Origin of the sequence: Siculibacillus lacustris, assembly GCF_004328075.1 — a bacterium.
GTDB classification, from domain to species: Bacteria; Pseudomonadota; Alphaproteobacteria; order Rhizobiales; family Ancalomicrobiaceae; genus Siculibacillus; species Siculibacillus lacustris.
Genome location: NZ_SJFN01000054.1, coordinates 1 through 16,758, shown reverse-complemented (window position 1 = coordinate 16,758; position 16,758 = coordinate 1). Strand labels below are relative to the sequence as shown.

The window sequence follows — 16,758 nt, the reverse complement described above, 5'->3', positions numbered from 1 at the left end:
TCAGGCGAACTTCTTCTGGACTTCCTGAGCGACGTTCGACGGCACTTCTTCGTAGTGGTCGAACTGCATCGTGTAGCTGGCACGGCCCTGGCTGAACGAACGCAACTGGTTCACGTAGCCGAACATGTTGGCCAGCGGCACCATCGCATTGACGATCTGCGCATTGCCGCGCGTATCGGTGCCGGCGATCTGCCCGCGCCGCGAGTTGAGGTCGCCGATGACCGATCCGAGATATTCCTCGGGGGTCACGACCTCGACCTTCATGATCGGCTCGAGCAACACCGCGCCGGCCTTTTCGAGGCCTTCACGGAACGCCGAACGAGACGCGATCTCGAAGGCGATGGCCGAGGAGTCGACCTCGTGGTAGGCGCCGTCGATCAGCTGGACCTTGACGTCGACGACGGGGAAGCCGGCGACCGGACCGGAGGTCAGCACCGAGTTCAGGCCCTTTTCGACGCCGGGCAGATATTCCTTGGGAACCGACCCGCCGATCACCTTCGAGACGAATTCGAAGCCCTTGCCGGACTCGTTCGGCTCGATGTGGAACTTCACCCGGGCGAACTGGCCGGTACCACCGGTCTGCTTCTTGTGGGTGTAGTCGATGTCGGTGGAGCGGCGGATGGTTTCGCGGTAGGCGACCTGCGGGGCGCCGACGTTGACTTCCACCTTGTGGGTGCGCTTCAGAATGTCCACCTTGATGTCGAGATGAAGCTCGCCCATGCCCTTGATGATGGTCTGACCGGACTCGCTGTCGGTCGACACGCGGAAGGACGGATCCTCGGCCGCGAGCTTGGCCAGCGCCACGCCCATCTTCTCCTGGTCGACCTTGGACTTGGGTTCCACGGCCATCTCGATGACGGGCTCGGGGAATTCCATGCGCTCGAGGATGACCGGATGGTTGGGGTCGCACAGGGTGTCGCCGGTGCGGGTGTCCTTGAGGCCGACCAGAGCGACGATGTCGCCGGCGAAGGCCTCGGAGATCTCTTCACGGCTGTCGGCGTGCATGAGCACCATGCGGCCGACGCGCTCGGTCTTGCCGCGCACCGAATTCAGCAGGCTGACGCCCTTCTCGAGGTGACCCGAGTAGATGCGGCAGAAGGTCAGGATGCCGTATTGGTCGTCCATCAGCTTGAAGCCGAGGAGCGACAGCGGCTCGCTGTCGGAAGCATGACGCTCGGTCTCGAGGTCGGTCTTGACGTCGATGGCCTTGATCGCCGGGCGATCGAGGGGCGACGGCAGGTAGTCGACGACGGCGTCGAGCAGGGGCTGCACGCCCTTGTTCTTGAAGGCCGAGCCGCACAGCACCGGATAGAAGGCGCCGGTCACGACGGCCTTGCGGAGCAGGCGCTTGATGGTCGCCTCGTCGGGCATGATGCCGTCGAGGTACTGTTCCATCGCGGTCTCGTCGAGATCGACACAGGCTTCGATCATCTCGATCCGACCGGCTTCGCACTTGGCGAGCATGTCGGCGGGAATCTCTTCGTCGTGGTAGTTGGCGCCGAGCGCCTCGTTTTCCCAGATCACGGCCTTCATGCGGACCAGGTCCACGAGGCCGGCAAAATTCTGTTCCGCACCGATCGGGAACTGGATCGGGATCGGCTTGGCACCCAGACGGACCTTGATGTCGGTCACGCAACGATCGAAGTCGGCGCCGATCTTGTCCATCTTGTTGCAGAAGATGATCCGCGGCACCGAGTACTTGTCGCCCTGACGCCATACGGTCTCGGTCTGCGGCTCGACGCCCTGGTTGGAGTCCAGGACGCAGACGGCGCCGTCGAGCACACGCAGCGACCGTTCGACTTCGATGGTGAAGTCGACGTGGCCGGGGGTGTCGATGATGTTCAGGCGCTTGCCGTTCCAATAGGTGGTGGTGGCCGCCGAGGTGATCGTGATGCCACGCTCCTGCTCCTGCTCCATCCAATCCATGGTGGCAGCGCCGTCGTGGACTTCACCGATCTTGTGGCTCTTACCGGAGTAATAGAGCACACGCTCGGTGGTCGTCGTCTTGCCGGCATCGATGTGAGCCATGATGCCGAAGTTGCGATAGTCTTCGATGGCGTGAAGTCGGGGCATGTCAGACCTCGTCGGAAACGTCGGAAAAGCGAAGGATCACCAGCGATAGTGGGAGAAGGCGCGGTTCGCCTCAGCCATACGATGCGTGTCTTCACGCTTCTTGACCGCGTTTCCGCGGTTGTTCGAGGCGTCGAGCAGCTCAGCCGACAGACGCTCCGTCATGGTCTTCTCGTTGCGACCGCGGGTGGCGATCAGCAACCACCGGATCGCCAGAGCCTGGCGACGCTCGGTGCGGACTTCGACCGGCACCTGGTAGGTGGCGCCGCCGACGCGACGCGACCGAACTTCGATCTGCGGCGCGACGTTCTCGAGGGCGGAATGGAAGATCGCCAGCGGATCCTGACGAGTCTTCTTTTCGATCAGGTCGAAGGCTCCGTAGACGATCGACTCGGCGACCGACTTCTTGCCGTCTTCCATGACGTTGTTCATGAACTTCGAAACGATGACGTCCCCGAACTTCGGATCCGGGTTGATCTCACGCTTCTCGGCAGAATGACGACGGGACATCTGTCTTCCTCGGTCGTTCGAAACTCTTGATCTCGTTCCCCGGAGCCAGCCCGGGGACCTTCGTCGGCTGCCCGATCACTTCGGACGCTTGGCGCCGTACTTGGACCGGCGCTGCTTGCGGTCCTTGACACCCTGGGTGTCGAGCACGCCGCGCAGAATGTGGTAGCGCACGCCCGGCAAGTCCTTGACGCGGCCGCCACGGATCATCACCACCGAGTGTTCCTGAAGGTTGTGGCCTTCACCCGGGATGTAGCCGATCACTTCGTAGCCGTTGGTCAGGCGGACCTTGGCGACCTTGCGGAGCGCCGAGTTGGGCTTCTTCGGCGTCGTCGTATAGACGCGGGTGCACACGCCACGCTTCTGCGGGCAGGCATCCATGGCCGGAACCTTGTTCCGCTTGACCGGCGCCTGCCGCGGGCTGCGGATGAGCTGGTTGATCGTCGGCATTCGTCTTCAGCCTTCTCGTGACCCGGCCTCACGGCCGTCTTTCCTGCACTCACGCGCATTTCGACACCCGACCGATCCTGGGATCACCGCCGGGTCGCGACTTCGTCGATCTCGGAAGAGACGAACGAAAAACACCGGACTGCGAGGAGCAAGTCCTCGTCCGGTGCGAAAGTCAGAGGACCGGGGCGAACCCTGGTCATGATCCTCAGCTTTCCAATCGCGTTCCCAACAGCGTCTCGGCGCCCTGTTTCCTTTGCTCGGAGGCAAACGAAACCTTGGCCGCCGACGGGCCTGTCGTGAAAGTGAGCGGAACCTAACCGCGCGGCTCCGCCCCGTCAAGTGTCATTCCAAGGTCGAAGCCGGGATTCTCCGCGGCTTCGGCCGGTTTCGGCGGGTTGCCTCGGCTTCCTTGCCCCTCGCCTCCCCGGATTCGACGAAGATTCCGTTACCAGGGCGACAGACGCGGCGTGAATCCCGCCGTCGATGCCAAAAAGGCGCCGCGGGAATCGCTCCCCGCGGCGCCTCTTCGATTCGTACGAGTCCGAGTCGCTCAGAAGGCGGCCGGCAGCGCCGGCGTCTCGATCGACGGCGCGGTGGTCTGCTGGCCCTTGCGCTCCTCGATGATCAGCTCGTCGCGATGGCTGGCGATCTGACGGACGCGGTTCATCACCGAACCGGTGCCCGCCGGGATCAGACGGCCGACGATGACGTTCTCCTTGAGGCCTTCGAGGGCGTCGATCTTGCCGGCGACAGCCGCTTCCGTGAGGACGCGGGTGGTCTCCTGGAACGACGCCGCCGAGATGAAGGAGCGGGTCTGCAGGCTGGCCTTGGTGATGCCGAGCAGCACCGGGTTGCCGGAGACGGGCTTCTTGCCCTCGGAGATCAGCTTCTCGTTGAGCACGTCGAGATCGAGGCGGTCGATCTGCTCGCCGGTGATGGTGTCGGAATCGCCGGGATCGGTGATCTCGACCTTCTGCAGCATCTGCCGGACGATGACCTCGATGTGCTTGTCGTTGATGCCCACGCCCTGGAGCCGGTAGACCTCCTGGATCTCGTTGACGAGGAAGGCCGCGAGAGCCTCCACGCCCTTGATCGCCAGGATGTCGTGCGGGGCCGGATTGCCGTCGAGGATGTACTCGCCCTTCTCGATGGCGTCGCCGTCCTGGAGATGGACGTGCTTGCCCTTGGGGATGAGGTACTCGCGCGGTTCGGACCCGTCGGCCGGCTCGATCAGGATGCGACGCTTGTTCTTGTAGTCGCGCCCGAAGCGGATGGTGCCGTCGATCTCGGCGATGATCGCGTGGTCCTTGGGACGACGCGCCTCGAAGAGTTCGGCGACGCGCGGCAGACCGCCGGTGATGTCGCGGGTCTTGGCGCTCTCCAGGGGGATACGCACGACGACATCGCCGGCGTTGACCTTGGAGCCCGGGTCGTAGGACAGGACCGCTTCGACCGGCAGCGGATAGCGGGCTTCGCCACCGCGGCTGAGACGCGCGAGCTTGCCGTCGGCGGTCTTGATGACGATCGCCGGCTTGAGGTCGGAGGTGCGGGTGGAGGCCCGCCAGTCGATGACCACGCGCTTGGTGATGCCGGTCGCGTCGTCGGTGGACTCCTGCATGGTCTGACCGTCGATCAGATCCTCGTAGGCGACCGTGCCCTCGACCTCGGTGAGGATCGGGCGGGTGTAGGGGTCCCACTCGGCGATGCGCTGGCCGCGCTTCACCTTGTCGCCCTCGTCGACGAACAGACGGGCACCGTAGATCAGACGATGGGTGCTGCGCTCCGAACCGTCGGCATCGAGGATGAGGACGGTGACGTTGCGGCCCATGACGATCAGGCGGCCTTCCGAGTCGCGCGCCACGTTGCGATTGCGGATGGTGATGGTGCCTTCGAAGTTGGATTCGACGAAGGAACTGTCGACCACCTGGGCGGTGCCGCCGACGTGGAAGGTGCGCATGGTGAGCTGGGTGCCCGGCTCGCCGATCGACTGGGCGGCGATGACGCCGACCGCCTCGCCGAGGTTGACCGGGGTACCGCGCGCCAGGTCGCGTCCGTAGCACTGGACGCAGACGCCGATCTTGGTCTCGCAGGTCAGCACCGAGCGGATCTTGACCGACTGGATGCCGGCCGCTTCGAACCGCTTGACGTCGGCCTCGTCGATCAGGCGGCCACGGGGGGCCACGAGCTCGCCGGTCGCCGCGTCGAACACGTCTTCGGCGGTGACACGACCGAGGATACGGCTGCCGAGCGAGGCGACGATCTGACCGGAATCGACGATCGCCTGGACATGGATGCCGCCCTGGGAGCCGCAATCCTGCTCGGTGATGATCGAATCCTGCGCGACGTCGACGAGACGGCGGGTCAGGTAGCCCGAGTTGGCGGTCTTCAAGGCGGTGTCGGCCAGACCCTTACGGGCACCGTGGGTGGAGTTGAAGTACTCCAACACGGTCAGGCCTTCCTTGAAGTTCGAGATGATCGGCGTCTCGATGATCTCGCCCGACGGCTTGGCCATCAGGCCGCGCATGGCGGCGAGCTGGCGCATCTGGGTCGGAGAGCCACGCGCTCCGGAGTGCGACATCATGTAGATCGAGTTGATCGGCAGCTGACGCTTGGTCTCCGGATCATACTGAACCGTGGAGATGCGCTTCATCATCTCCTCGGCGACGCGATCGGTGCACTTGGCCCAGGCGTCGACGACCTTGTTGTACTTTTCGCCCTGGGTGATCAGGCCGTCCTGGTACTGCTGCTCGAACTCCTTGGCGGCCTGCTGGGTCTCGCCCACCAGCTTCACCTTGGTGTCCGGGATGACCATGTCGTCCTTGCCGAAGGAGATGCCGGCGCGGAAGGCGTTGTAGAAGCCGAGCGACATGATGCGATCGCAGAAGATGACCGTCTCCTTCTGACCGCAGGTCCGATAGACCGCGTCGATCATGCCGGAGATGTTCTTCTTCGTCATCAGCTGGTTGCAGACGTCGTAGGAGATGCCGGCGTGCTTCGGCAGAAGCTCGCCGATGTACATGCGGCCGGGGGTGGTCTCGTAGATCTTGGTGTAGGGCTTGCCCTCGGCGTCGAGGCTGGTCACCCGGCCGCGAATCTTGGAGTGCAGGGTGATGGCCTTGGCCTCGATGGCGTGGGTCATCTCACCGAGATTGGCGAAGGCCATGCCCTGGCCCGGCTCGTTCTCGCTCATCAGCGACAGATAATAGAGGCCGAGCACGATGTCCTGCGACGGCACGATGATCGGCTGACCGTTGGCCGGGTGCAGGATGTTGTTGGTCGACATCATCAGCACGCGGGCTTCCAACTGGGCCTCGAGGCTCAGCGGAACGTGCACGGCCATCTGGTCGCCGTCGAAGTCGGCGTTGAAGGCGGTGCAGACCAGCGGATGCAGCTGAATCGCCTTGCCCTCGATCAGCACCGGCTCGAAGGCCTGGATGCCGAGGCGATGCAGCGTCGGGGCGCGGTTCAGCATCACCGGATGCTCGCGGATGACCTCGTCGAGGATGTCCCACACTTCGGGACGCTCCTTCTCGACCAGCTTCTTGGCCTGCTTGACGGTCGAGGACAGGCCCTTGGCGTCGAGACGGCTGTAGATGAAGGGCTTGAACAGCTCGAGCGCCATCTTCTTCGGCAGGCCGCACTGATGCAGCTTGAGCTCCGGGCCGACGACGATGACCGAACGGCCGGAATAGTCGACGCGCTTGCCGAGCAGGTTCTGACGGAACCGGCCCTGCTTGCCCTTGAGCATGTCGGCGAGCGACTTCAGCGGGCGCTTGTTGGCGCCGGTGATGACGCGGCCGCGACGGCCGTTGTCGAACAGCGCATCGACCGCTTCCTGAAGCATGCGCTTCTCGTTGCGGATGATGATGTCCGGGGCGCGCAGTTCGATCAGCCGCTTCAGACGGTTGTTGCGGTTGATCACGCGGCGGTAGAGGTCGTTGAGATCCGACGTGGCGAAGCGGCCGCCGTCCAGGGGGACGAGCGGGCGCAGATCCGGCGGGATCACCGGCACGACGGTCAGAATCATCCACTCGGGCCGGTTGCCCGACTCGATGAACGACTCGACCAGCTTCAGGCGCTTGGCGAGCTTCTTGGGCTTGAGGTCGCCGGTGGCTTCGGCGATGTCGACGCGCAGCTGGTCGGCGATCTTCGGCAGATCCATCGCCATCAGCATGTCGCGGATCGCCTCGGCGCCGATCATGGCGGTGAAGCTGTCTTCGCCGTAGTCGTCCTGGGCCTTGAGGAACTCCTCCTCGCTGAGCAGCTGATGCAGCTTCAGGGGGGTGAGGCCGGGCTCGGTGACGACATAGTTCTCGAAATAGAGAATCCGCTCGAGATCCTTGAGCGTCATGTCCATCAGCATGCCGATGCGGCTCGGCAGCGACTTCAGAAACCAGATGTGGGCGACGGGCGCGGCGAGCTCGATGTGGCCCATGCGCTCGCGCCGGACGCGCGAGAGGGTCACTTCGACGCCGCACTTCTCGCAGATGACGCCCTTGTACTTCATGCGCTTGTACTTACCGCACAGGCACTCGTAGTCCTTGATCGGGCCGAAGATCCGTGCGCAGAACAGGCCGTCGCGCTCGGGCTTGAACGTCCGATAATTGATCGTCTCCGGCTTCTTGATTTCGCCGAAGGACCAGGACAGGATCTTCTCAGGGCTCGAGATCGAGATCCGGATGGCGTCGAAGACCGGCGCCGTCGGGGTCTGGGGCGAGAAGATGTTCATCACTTCTTGATTCATGAGCCGTCTCCTGTCGGCGATCGCGCCCGCTCCCGTCGCCGCAACGGGGAGCACGATCAGCCCGAGATTACCTGTCATTCGGCTGAAGCCCGGTCGATCGTCCGGAGACGGTCGAGTCGAACTCCTTCGTCATACTCTCTGACACATACGATTGCGGCCCGGACAAGGCGCGCGCTCCGCGGGGATGCCGCGAAGCGCGCCGTTCGGGGCCGAAGGGCCGCGGATCACTCCGCCGCCTGGGCTCCGGGCGTGCCGTCGTCCGACCGCCCCGGGGTCCCCACCAGCTCGACGTTGAGCCCGAGCGACCGCATTTCCTTGACGAGCACGTTGAAGCTCTCCGGGATGCCGGCCTCGAAGGTGTCGTCGCCACGGACGATCGCCTCGTAGACCTTGGTCCGGCCGGCGACGTCGTCGGACTTCACCGTCAACATCTCCTGCAGGGTGTAGGCCGCGCCGTAGGCCTCGAGCGCCCACACTTCCATTTCGCCGAAGCGCTGGCCGCCGAACTGGGCCTTGCCGCCCAGCGGCTGCTGGGTCACGAGGCTGTAGGGGCCGATCGACCGGGCATGGATCTTGTCGTCGACGAGGTGGTGGAGCTTCAGCATGTAGATGTAGCCGACGGTCACCTTGCGATCGAAGGGGTCGCCGGTACGTCCGTCGTAGAGCACCATCTGGCCCGAATGGGCGAGACCGGCCTTGTCGAGCGCCGCTTCGATGTCGTGCTCCTTGGCACCGTCGAACACCGGGGTGGCGATCGGAACACCCTTGCGGAGCGTCTCGGCGAGTCGCACCAGCGATTCGTCGTCGTAGTCGTTGGGATTCTCGCCCTTGGCGTTCTCGCCGTAGATCGAGGAGATCTCCATCCGCACCGGGGAGAGATCGCCCGACTTGCGGTAGGCCTCGAGCATGCCGTCGATCTTCTTGCCCAGGCCCGCGCAGGCCCAGCCGAGATGAGTCTCGAGAATCTGACCGACGTTCATGCGGCTCGGCACGCCGAGCGGGTTCAACACGATGTCGACGTTGGTGCCGTCTTCCAGATACGGCATGTCCTCGACCGGCATGATCCGCGACACGACACCCTTGTTGCCGTGACGGCCGGCCATCTTGTCGCCCGGCTGGATCTTGCGCTTGATCGCCACGAAGACCTTGACCATCTTCATGACGCCCGGGGGCAGTTCGTCGCCGCGCTGGAGCTTCTCCACCTTGTCGATGAAGCGCTGCTCGAGACGCTTGCGGCTCTCGTCGTACTGACCGCGCAGGGCTTCGATCTCGCCCATCATCTTCTCGTCGGCGACCGCGAACATCCACCACTGGGACCGAGGATATTCCTCGATCAGTTCCTGGGTGATCTCGGTTTCCTTCTTGAAGCCCTTGGGGCCGGAGGACGCGATCTTGCCGATCAGCATCTCGGTCAGACGGCCGTAGACGTTGCGGTCGAGAATCGCCTGTTCGTCGTCGCGGTCCTTGGCGAGGCGTTCGATCTCCTCGCGTTCGATCGCCATGGCGCGCTCGTCCTTCTCGACACCGTGCCGATTGAACACGCGCACCTCGACGATCGTGCCCTGCACGCCCGGGGGCACGCGGAGCGACGTATCGCGGACGTCGGAGGCCTTTTCGCCGAAGATGGCGCGCAGGAGCTTCTCTTCCGGCGTCATCGGGCTCTCGCCCTTCGGGGTGATCTTGCCGACCAGGATGTCGCCCGGACGAACTTCCGCACCGATGTAGACGATGCCGGCTTCGTCGAGGTTCTTCAGCGCTTCTTCCGAGACGTTCGGGATGTCGCGGGTGATCTCCTCGGGGCCGAGCTTGGTGTCGCGGGCCATCACCTCGAACTCTTCGAGATGGATCGAGGTGAACACGTCGTCCTTGACGATGTTCTCGGAGAGGAGGATCGAGTCCTCGTAGTTGTAGCCGTTCCACGGCATGAACGCGACGAGCACGTTGCGGCCGAGCGCCAGATCGCCGAGATCGGTCGAGGGACCGTCGGCGATGATGTCGCCCTTCTCGATGATGTCACCGACGCGGACCAGCGGACGCTGATTGATACAGGTCGACTGGTTGGAGCGCTGGTACTTCATCAACCGGTAGATGTCGACGCCGGACTTCGACGGGTCGAGATCGCCGGTGGCGCGGATGACGATACGCGTGGCGTCGACCTGGTCGACGATGCCGGCGCGCTTGGCACCGATCGCCGCACCGGAATCGCGGGCCACCACCGACTCCATGCCGGTGCCGACGAACGGCGCCTCGGAGCGGACCAGCGGCACCGCCTGGCGCTGCATGTTCGAGCCCATCAGCGCGCGGTTGGCGTCGTCGTTCTCGAGGAACGGAATCAACGCCGCGGCGACCGAGACGAGCTGCTTCGGCGACACGTCCATGTAGTCGACGCGCTCGATCGGGACCATCACGTTCTCGCCGGCGTGCCGGCAGACGATCAGTTCCTCGGTCAGGCGGCCCTGGGCGTCGAGCACGGCGTTCGACTGGGCGATGTGGTGCTTGTACTCTTCGGTCGCCGAGAGGTAGAGCACCTCTTCGGTCACCGCACCGTCACGCACCTTGCGATAGGGCGCTTCGATGAAGCCGTACTTGTTGACCCGGGCGAAGGTGGCGAGCGAGTTGATCAGGCCGATGTTCGGGCCTTCCGGCGTCTCGATCGGGCACATGCGGCCGTAGTGGGTCGGATGCACGTCGCGGACTTCGAAGCCGGCGCGCTCGCGGGTCAGACCACCGGGTCCGAGCGCCGAGAGGCGGCGCTTGTGGGTGATCTCCGAGAGCGGGTTGGTCTGGTCCATGAACTGCGACAGCTGCGAGGAGCCGAAGAACTCGCGCACGGCGGCGGCCGCCGGCTTGGCGTTGATCAGGTCCTGGGGCATGACGGTGTCGATCTCGACACTGGACATGCGCTCCTTGATGGCGCGCTCCATGCGGAGCAGGCCGACGCGGTACTGGTTCTCCATCAGCTCGCCGACCGAGCGGACGCGGCGGTTGCCGAGGTTGTCGATGTCGTCGATCTCGCCCTTGCCGTCGCGCAGGTCGAGCAGGGTGCGGATCACCGCCAGGATGTCGTCCTTGCGGACGATGCGCACGGTGTCTTCGACCTGGAGGTCGAGGCGCATGTTCATCTTGACGCGGCCGACGGCCGACAGGTCGTAGCGCTCGCTGTCGAAGAACAGCGAGTGGAACATCGCTTCCGCGGTGTCGATGGTCGGCGGCTCGCCGGGACGCATCACGCGGTAGATGTCGAACAGCGCGTCCTCGCGGGTCTCGTTCTTGTCGACCGCCAGCGTGTTGCGGATATAGGCGCCGGTGTTGATGTGGTCGATGTCGAGGACCGGGATCTCGAGATGGCCGAGATCGAGGATCGAGCGGATCAGCTTCTCGGTCAGTTCCTGGCCGGCTTCGGCGTGGATGATGCCGGTCTTGGCATCGACCACGTCCTCGCCGAGGTACTGGCCCGTGACTTCCTCGTCGGACAGCTTGAGGGCCTTGAGGCCCTTCTCGGACAGGGTGCGGGCCTGGCGGGCGGTCAGCTTCTTGCCGGCCTCGAGCACGACTTCGCCGGTGTCGGCGTCGATGAGATCGCTGATCGCCTTGTAGCCGCGCATCCGCGCCGGGTCGTAGGGCACGCGCCACGACGAACCGGAGCGCTCGTAGCTGAGCTTGTTGTAGAAGGTGCCGAGGATCTCTTCGCCGTCCATGCCGAGGGCGAACAGGAGCGAGGACACCGGAATCTTGCGGCGCCGATCGATGCGCGCATAGACGATGTCCTTGGCGTCGAACTCGATGTCGAGCCACGAGCCGCGATAGGGGATGATGCGGGCGGCGAACAGCAGCTTGCCCGACGAATGGGTCTTGCCCTTGTCGTGGTCGAAGAACACGCCGGGCGACCGGTGCATCTGCGAGACGATGACGCGCTCGGTGCCGTTGACGATGAAGGTGCCGTTGTCGGTCATGAGCGGCATGTCGCCCATGAACACGTCCTGCTCCTTGATGTCCTTGACGGACTTGGCGCCGGTGTCTTCGTCGACATCGAACACGATCAGTCGCAGCGTCACCTTGAGGGGAGCCGCGAAGGTCATGCCGCGCTGGCGGCACTCGTCGACGTCGTACTTCGGCGGTTCGAACTCGTAGCGCACGAATTCGAGCAGGGCCTTGCCCTGGAAGTCGGAAATCGGGAACACGGACCGGAAGACGGACTGCAGCCCCTCGTCGGGACGTCCGCCCTTGGGCTCGTCGACCTGAAGGAACTGGTCGTAGGACGCCTTCTGAACCTCGATGAGGTTGGGCATCTCCGCCACTTCCCGGATCGAACCGAAGAACTTGCGGACTCGTCTACGACCGTTGAACGTCTGGGCCATTGTCGTCCTCGCTCGGGTTGACCGACGGCAATCCGGAGACCCGTCAGGCGGCCACGCCCACGTGGCCGTCGGATCTCGGGAGCACCGTCGTCTCCCCGTTCCCATGAAATTCCTGCGCCCCTCTCCCAGGTTGCGGTCTCAGATCCGCAACCCATCAGGAGACGCGTCCGACTTCCCGGCGCCGAGTTCCTCAGCGCCGAAAATCCCGGGCCGCGATGACGCGACCCGGGACATTCGACACGACGCGGGCGAGAGGCCCGCGTTCGATCACTTGACGTCGACCTTGGCGCCGGCGCCTTCGAGCTGCTTCTTGATCTTCTCGGCCTCGTCCTTGGACACGGCTTCCTTGACCGCCTTCGGAGCGGCTTCGACCAGATCCTTGGCCTCCTTGAGGCCGAGGCCGGTGATCGCGCGCACTTCCTTGATCACGTTGATCTTGTTGGCGCCGATTTCGGCCAGGATCACGTTGAACTCGGTCTGCTCTTCGACGGGAGCAGCGGCGGCGGCCGGACCGGCGGCGGCGGCGGCGGCCACCGGCGCGGCGGCGGAGACGCCCCACTTCTCTTCGAGGGTCTTCACCAGTTCGGCGGCTTCCAGGATGGTCAGGGAGGACAGTTCGTCCACGATCTTGCTGAGATCAGCCATTGCATAGTTCCTTACGAGTAGATTCGGACGATGTACGAAATGCGAAGACGACGACTCACGCCGCCTGTTCCTTGTCGGCACGCGCCTTGATGACGCGAGCGAGCGCACCGCCGGGGGCCGCCACAACCGAAGCCAGCTTGGAAGCCGGCTGGTTGATGATCCCCACGATCTTCGCGCGCAGCTCGTCGAGCGACGGCAGTTCGGCCAGAGCCTTGACGCCATTGACGTCGAGGGCCTGCTTGCCGAGACCACCACCAAGAATCACGAACTTGTCGTTGGTCTTGGCAAAGTCGGTCGCCACCTTGGAAGCGGCCACCGGATCCTTGGAAGACAGGATCACGGTCGGCCCCTTGAAGAGGTGCGCCATGTGCTCGAGTTCGGTACCGACGAGGGCCAGCTTGGCGAGACGGTTCTTCGCGACCTTGACGGTGCCACCGGCGGCCCGAACCTTCCCGCGCAACGCGGTCATGTTCGCCACGGTGAGCCCCGCGTACTTCGCGACGACAACGGACCCGTTCAACTTGAACTGGACGTTGAGCGTCGCGACCAGTTCGCGCTTTTCCGCTCTTTCCACGACAGCCTCTTTCCCTTTGACCCCGCGTGCAGGACGCACCGCGAGGCCGGTTGCAGGAGGTGGCGGACGGGATCGCTCCCGCGCTCGACACCCGATGTTCCTGTCCCCCTGAGGCCGCGGTTCGCACAGCGGTCAAAGGAATACGGTCCGAACCGACTCGAGCGGAACGGGTCGACCCCGCCCTTCGAAATCCGTTTCTTCCCGCCTCGTGCAGGCCCCTCGGATCGCACCCGAGTTCGACGAATTAAGTGGGGACGGTCGGGACTCGCGCCCTCCCCGGACCCCACGCCTGCAGTCTCGGACAGACGACCCTCGCGCTTCGCCGCGGCCGAGGCCGCGATGGCCCGCGAGGACCGGAGCTTCCGGACCCGGGAGGCCCGCGCCGGAAGCATCCACCGGCCGCGGGATCGCTCCCCCGGCCGGTCGAATTCGACGATCCGCCTCAGGAGGCGGGATGGACCGACGTCGGGTCGATCTTGACGCCCGGACCCATGGTCGAGGACAGGGCCACGCGCTGGACGTAGGTGCCCTTGGCGCCCGTCGGCTTGGCCCGGTTCACCGCCTCGAAGAAGGCGACGATGTTCTCGATCAAGGCCTCGTCGGAGAACGAGCGCTTGCCGACGCCGGCGTGGACGATGCCGGCCTTCTCGGCGCGGAACTCGACGGCGCCGCCCTTGGCGTCGTTGACCGCCTTGGTGACGTCCATGGTCACGGTGCCGACCTTGGGGTTCGGCATCAGACCACGGGGTCCGAGGATCTTGCCGAGACGGCCGACCAGCGGCATCAGGTCCGGGGTGGCGATGCAGCGATCGAAGTCGATCTTGCCGCCCTGGATGTCCGCCAGCAGGTCTTCGGCGCCGACGATGTCGGCACCCGCGGTCTTGGCCTCATCGGCCTTGGCACCGCGCGCGAACACCGCGACGCGGACCGTGCGGCCGGTGCCGTTCGGCAGATTGCACACGCCACGGACCATCTGGTCGGCGTGACGCGGGTCGACGCCGAGGTTGACGGCGAGCTCGACGGTCTCGTCGAACTTGGCGGTCGCGCGCTCCTTGACGAGCTTCACCGCCTCGGTGAGGCCGTAGAGCTTGGTGGGGTCGATTCCTTCGCGGGTCTTGGCCACGCGCTTGGCGATCTTGGTCATCGGCTCACTCCACCACACGAAGGCCCATGGACCGCGCCGTGCCCTCGATCATGCGGGCAGCCGCATCGAGGTCGACGGCGTTCAGGTCCTTCATCTTCTTTTCGGCGATTTCGCGGACCTGGGTCTGCGAGACTTCGCCGACGAAGGTGCGGCCCGGCAGCTTGGAGCCGGAACCGGGCTTCTTCTTGGTCTCGAGCTTGGCGGCCTGCTTCAGGAAGAAGGTGGCCGGCGGCGTCTTGAACTCGAACTGGAAGCTCTTGTCGGTGTAGTAGGTGATGACCACCGGGGTCGGCTGACCCTTGGGCATTTCCGCGGTCTTCGAATTGAAGTCCTTGCAGAACTGCATGATGTTCAGACCGCGCTGACCGAGCGCGGGTCCGATCGGCGGCGACGGGTTCGCGGAACCCGCCGGCACCTGGAGCTTGATGTAGCCCTGTACCTTCTTCGCCATCTGGTGGCTCCCATTTCAGGCCGACGGGGTCACCCCTGTCGACGTCATCGGAGGTGGCGGTCGAGTTCCGGCCGGTGCCTGGCGACACACCCGGAGAACCTCCCGCCGCTCCGTCCAGCCACCGCCCCTCGGGGCCGCGTCTCGACGGAGGTCGGATCCGATCGGACTGTCTCCCGATCGGCGGACGCGCCGGGCGAACCCGGCGACGACCCGTGACGACCCGGCACGCTCGCGAGGAGCGGTACGGAATCGCGAAACTCGTTCGGTCCTCAGACCTTTTCGACCTGGCCGTAGTCGAGATCGACCGGCGTGGCGCGACCGAAGATCGACACCGCCACCTTGAGGCGCGAGCGCTCCTCGTCGACTTCCTCGACGGTTCCGTTGAACGAGGCGAAGGGGCCGTCGGCGACCCGGACGTTCTCGCCGATCTCGAAGGAGATCGAGGGCTTGGGCCGCTCGACGCCGTCGGCGACCTGCTGCAGGATGCGCATGGCCTCGGCATCGGCGATCGGCATCGGCTTGTTGTCGGAGCCGAGGAAGCCGGTGACCTTCGGCGTGTTCTTGATCAGATGGAAGACCTGATCGGTGAGCTGCGCCTTGACCAGCACGTAGCCCGGAAAGAATTTGCGCTCGGTGTCGACCTTGCGGCCGCGGCGCACTTCGGTCACCTTCTCGGTCGGGACCAGGATCTGCTCGAACAGGTCCGACAGACCGTTCTGAGCGGCCCGCTCACGGATCGATTCGGCGACCTTGTTCTCGAAGTTCGAATAGGCGTGGACGATGTACCAACGCTTGTTCATCAGCGTATCCCCGGCTGTCGTCAGCGGCCCAGGCCGAGAACGAGACTCACGCCCCAACCCATCACCTGGTCGGCCGCGAGGAAGAAGAAGGCAGCGAGGAACGCCATGATGACGACCATCAGGGTCGTCACGCCGGTCTCGTTGCGGGTCGGCCAAGTCACCTTGGCGACCTCGTCACGGACCTGCTGCACGAAGTTGAAAGGATTGGTCTTGGCCATCCGCCGCTCACGACAGGCGGGCGCGTGAGGGGATCCCCTCAGCGCGCCGCTGGGAAGTTCTACCTAGTGCATCGACGAGCGATCGACAAGAGGAAATCGACTGGCAGGGGCAGTAGGACTCGAACCTACGACCCTCGGTTTTGGAGACCGATGCTCTACCAACTGAGCTATACCCCTAGAGGCACAGTCGAATTCCGGCTCTCGCCGTCCCCGCGTCACGGCCACCGAATTCGGCGGCCGCGTGGGTCTCGTGTTCCGCGCGAACCCGTGAACCGCAGTCTAGCGGCTCCGAGCTTCGCCCGCCACAGGGTGGGCGAATTTGTCGCCGGGTGAGCGGCCGACGATTCGGCCGCCGATCCAGTGCACCGATCAGGCGCCGATCTCGGCATCGACGCCGGCCGCGATCATCACGGTCGGCGCGATCACGTCGATCAGGCGATGATCTCGGCGACGACACCGGCGCCGCCACCGTTCGCGGTTGGCCGCGGACGGCTCGGCGCCGAAGTTCATCGTCAGGCGATGATCTTCGCCACCACGCCTGCACCAACCGTGCGACCGCCTTCACGGATGGCGAAGCGGAGCTTCTCTTCCATCGCGATCGGGACGATCAGTTCCACGACGACCTTCACGTTGTCGCCCGGCATCACCATCTCCGTGCCTTCCGGCAGGTGAACCTGCCCGGTCACGTCGGTGGTCCGGAAGTAGAACTGCGGACGATAGTTCGAGAAGAACGGCGTGTGACGGCCACCCTCTTCCTTGGTCAGGATGTAGGCCTCGGCCTCGAACTTGGTATGCGG

The 16,758-nt window shown here is 64.7% G+C and carries 13 protein-coding genes and 1 tRNA gene; all 14 read right to left on the bottom strand.

Going from position 1 to position 16,758, the window contains the following annotated elements; all coding sequences use genetic code 11:
• Window positions 1–2,073 carry an elongation factor G gene (fusA, locus tag EYW49_RS21595; protein ID WP_131311701.1) on the bottom strand — a complete coding sequence of 691 codons (2,073 nt, stop codon included), beginning with the start codon at window positions 2,071–2,073 and terminating at the stop codon, window positions 1–3.
• A gap of 36 nt (window positions 2,074–2,109) precedes the next feature.
• Entirely contained in the window at window positions 2,110–2,580 is a 471-nt protein-coding gene (rpsG, locus tag EYW49_RS21590; protein WP_131311700.1) for a 30S ribosomal protein S7, read from the bottom strand.
• Window positions 2,581–2,655: 75 nt separating this feature from the next.
• Entirely contained in the window at window positions 2,656–3,027 is a 372-nt protein-coding gene (gene rpsL, locus EYW49_RS21585; RefSeq protein WP_131311699.1) for a 30S ribosomal protein S12, read from the bottom strand.
• A 550-nt stretch (window positions 3,028–3,577) separates the two neighbouring features.
• Window positions 3,578–7,771 (bottom strand): DNA-directed RNA polymerase subunit beta', encoded by a 4,194-nt coding sequence (gene rpoC / locus EYW49_RS21580; protein ID WP_131311698.1) that lies wholly within the window; start codon window positions 7,769–7,771, stop codon window positions 3,578–3,580.
• Between the two features lie 224 nt (window positions 7,772–7,995).
• On the bottom strand, window positions 7,996–12,129 hold the full coding sequence (gene rpoB / locus EYW49_RS21575; protein ID WP_131311697.1) for a DNA-directed RNA polymerase subunit beta: 4,134 nt from the start codon (window positions 12,127–12,129) through the stop codon (window positions 7,996–7,998).
• Window positions 12,130–12,396: 267 nt separating this feature from the next.
• Window positions 12,397–12,774, bottom strand: coding sequence for a 50S ribosomal protein L7/L12 (rplL, locus tag EYW49_RS21570; RefSeq protein ID WP_131311696.1), 378 nt, complete (start codon window positions 12,772–12,774; stop codon window positions 12,397–12,399).
• Window positions 12,775–12,829: 55 nt separating this feature from the next.
• On the bottom strand, window positions 12,830–13,348 hold the full coding sequence (rplJ, locus tag EYW49_RS21565; protein WP_131311695.1) for a 50S ribosomal protein L10: 519 nt from the start codon (window positions 13,346–13,348) through the stop codon (window positions 12,830–12,832).
• 442 nt (window positions 13,349–13,790) lie between these two features.
• Entirely contained in the window at window positions 13,791–14,492 is a 702-nt protein-coding gene (gene rplA, locus EYW49_RS21560; protein WP_131311694.1) for a 50S ribosomal protein L1, read from the bottom strand.
• A gap of 4 nt (window positions 14,493–14,496) precedes the next feature.
• Window positions 14,497–14,943 (bottom strand): 50S ribosomal protein L11, encoded by a 447-nt coding sequence (rplK, locus tag EYW49_RS21555; protein WP_131311693.1) that lies wholly within the window; start codon window positions 14,941–14,943, stop codon window positions 14,497–14,499.
• A gap of 269 nt (window positions 14,944–15,212) precedes the next feature.
• Window positions 15,213–15,743, bottom strand: a complete 531-nt coding sequence (nusG, locus tag EYW49_RS21550; protein WP_131311692.1) for a transcription termination/antitermination protein NusG — start codon at window positions 15,741–15,743, stop codon at window positions 15,213–15,215.
• A 20-nt stretch (window positions 15,744–15,763) separates the two neighbouring features.
• Window positions 15,764–15,961, bottom strand: a complete 198-nt coding sequence (gene secE / locus EYW49_RS21545) for a preprotein translocase subunit SecE (protein WP_131311691.1) — start codon at window positions 15,959–15,961, stop codon at window positions 15,764–15,766.
• 101 nt (window positions 15,962–16,062) lie between these two features.
• Window positions 16,063–16,138, bottom strand: a tRNA-Trp gene (locus EYW49_RS21540).
• Between the two features lie 192 nt (window positions 16,139–16,330).
• Complete coding sequence (locus tag EYW49_RS23155; RefSeq protein ID WP_165498369.1) at window positions 16,331–16,471, bottom strand: hypothetical protein; 141 nt, start codon at window positions 16,469–16,471, stop codon at window positions 16,331–16,333.
• A 2-nt stretch (window positions 16,472–16,473) separates the two neighbouring features.
• The coding region (locus EYW49_RS21535; protein WP_456114986.1) for an elongation factor Tu at window positions 16,474–16,758 on the bottom strand (285 nt) is incomplete at its 5' end.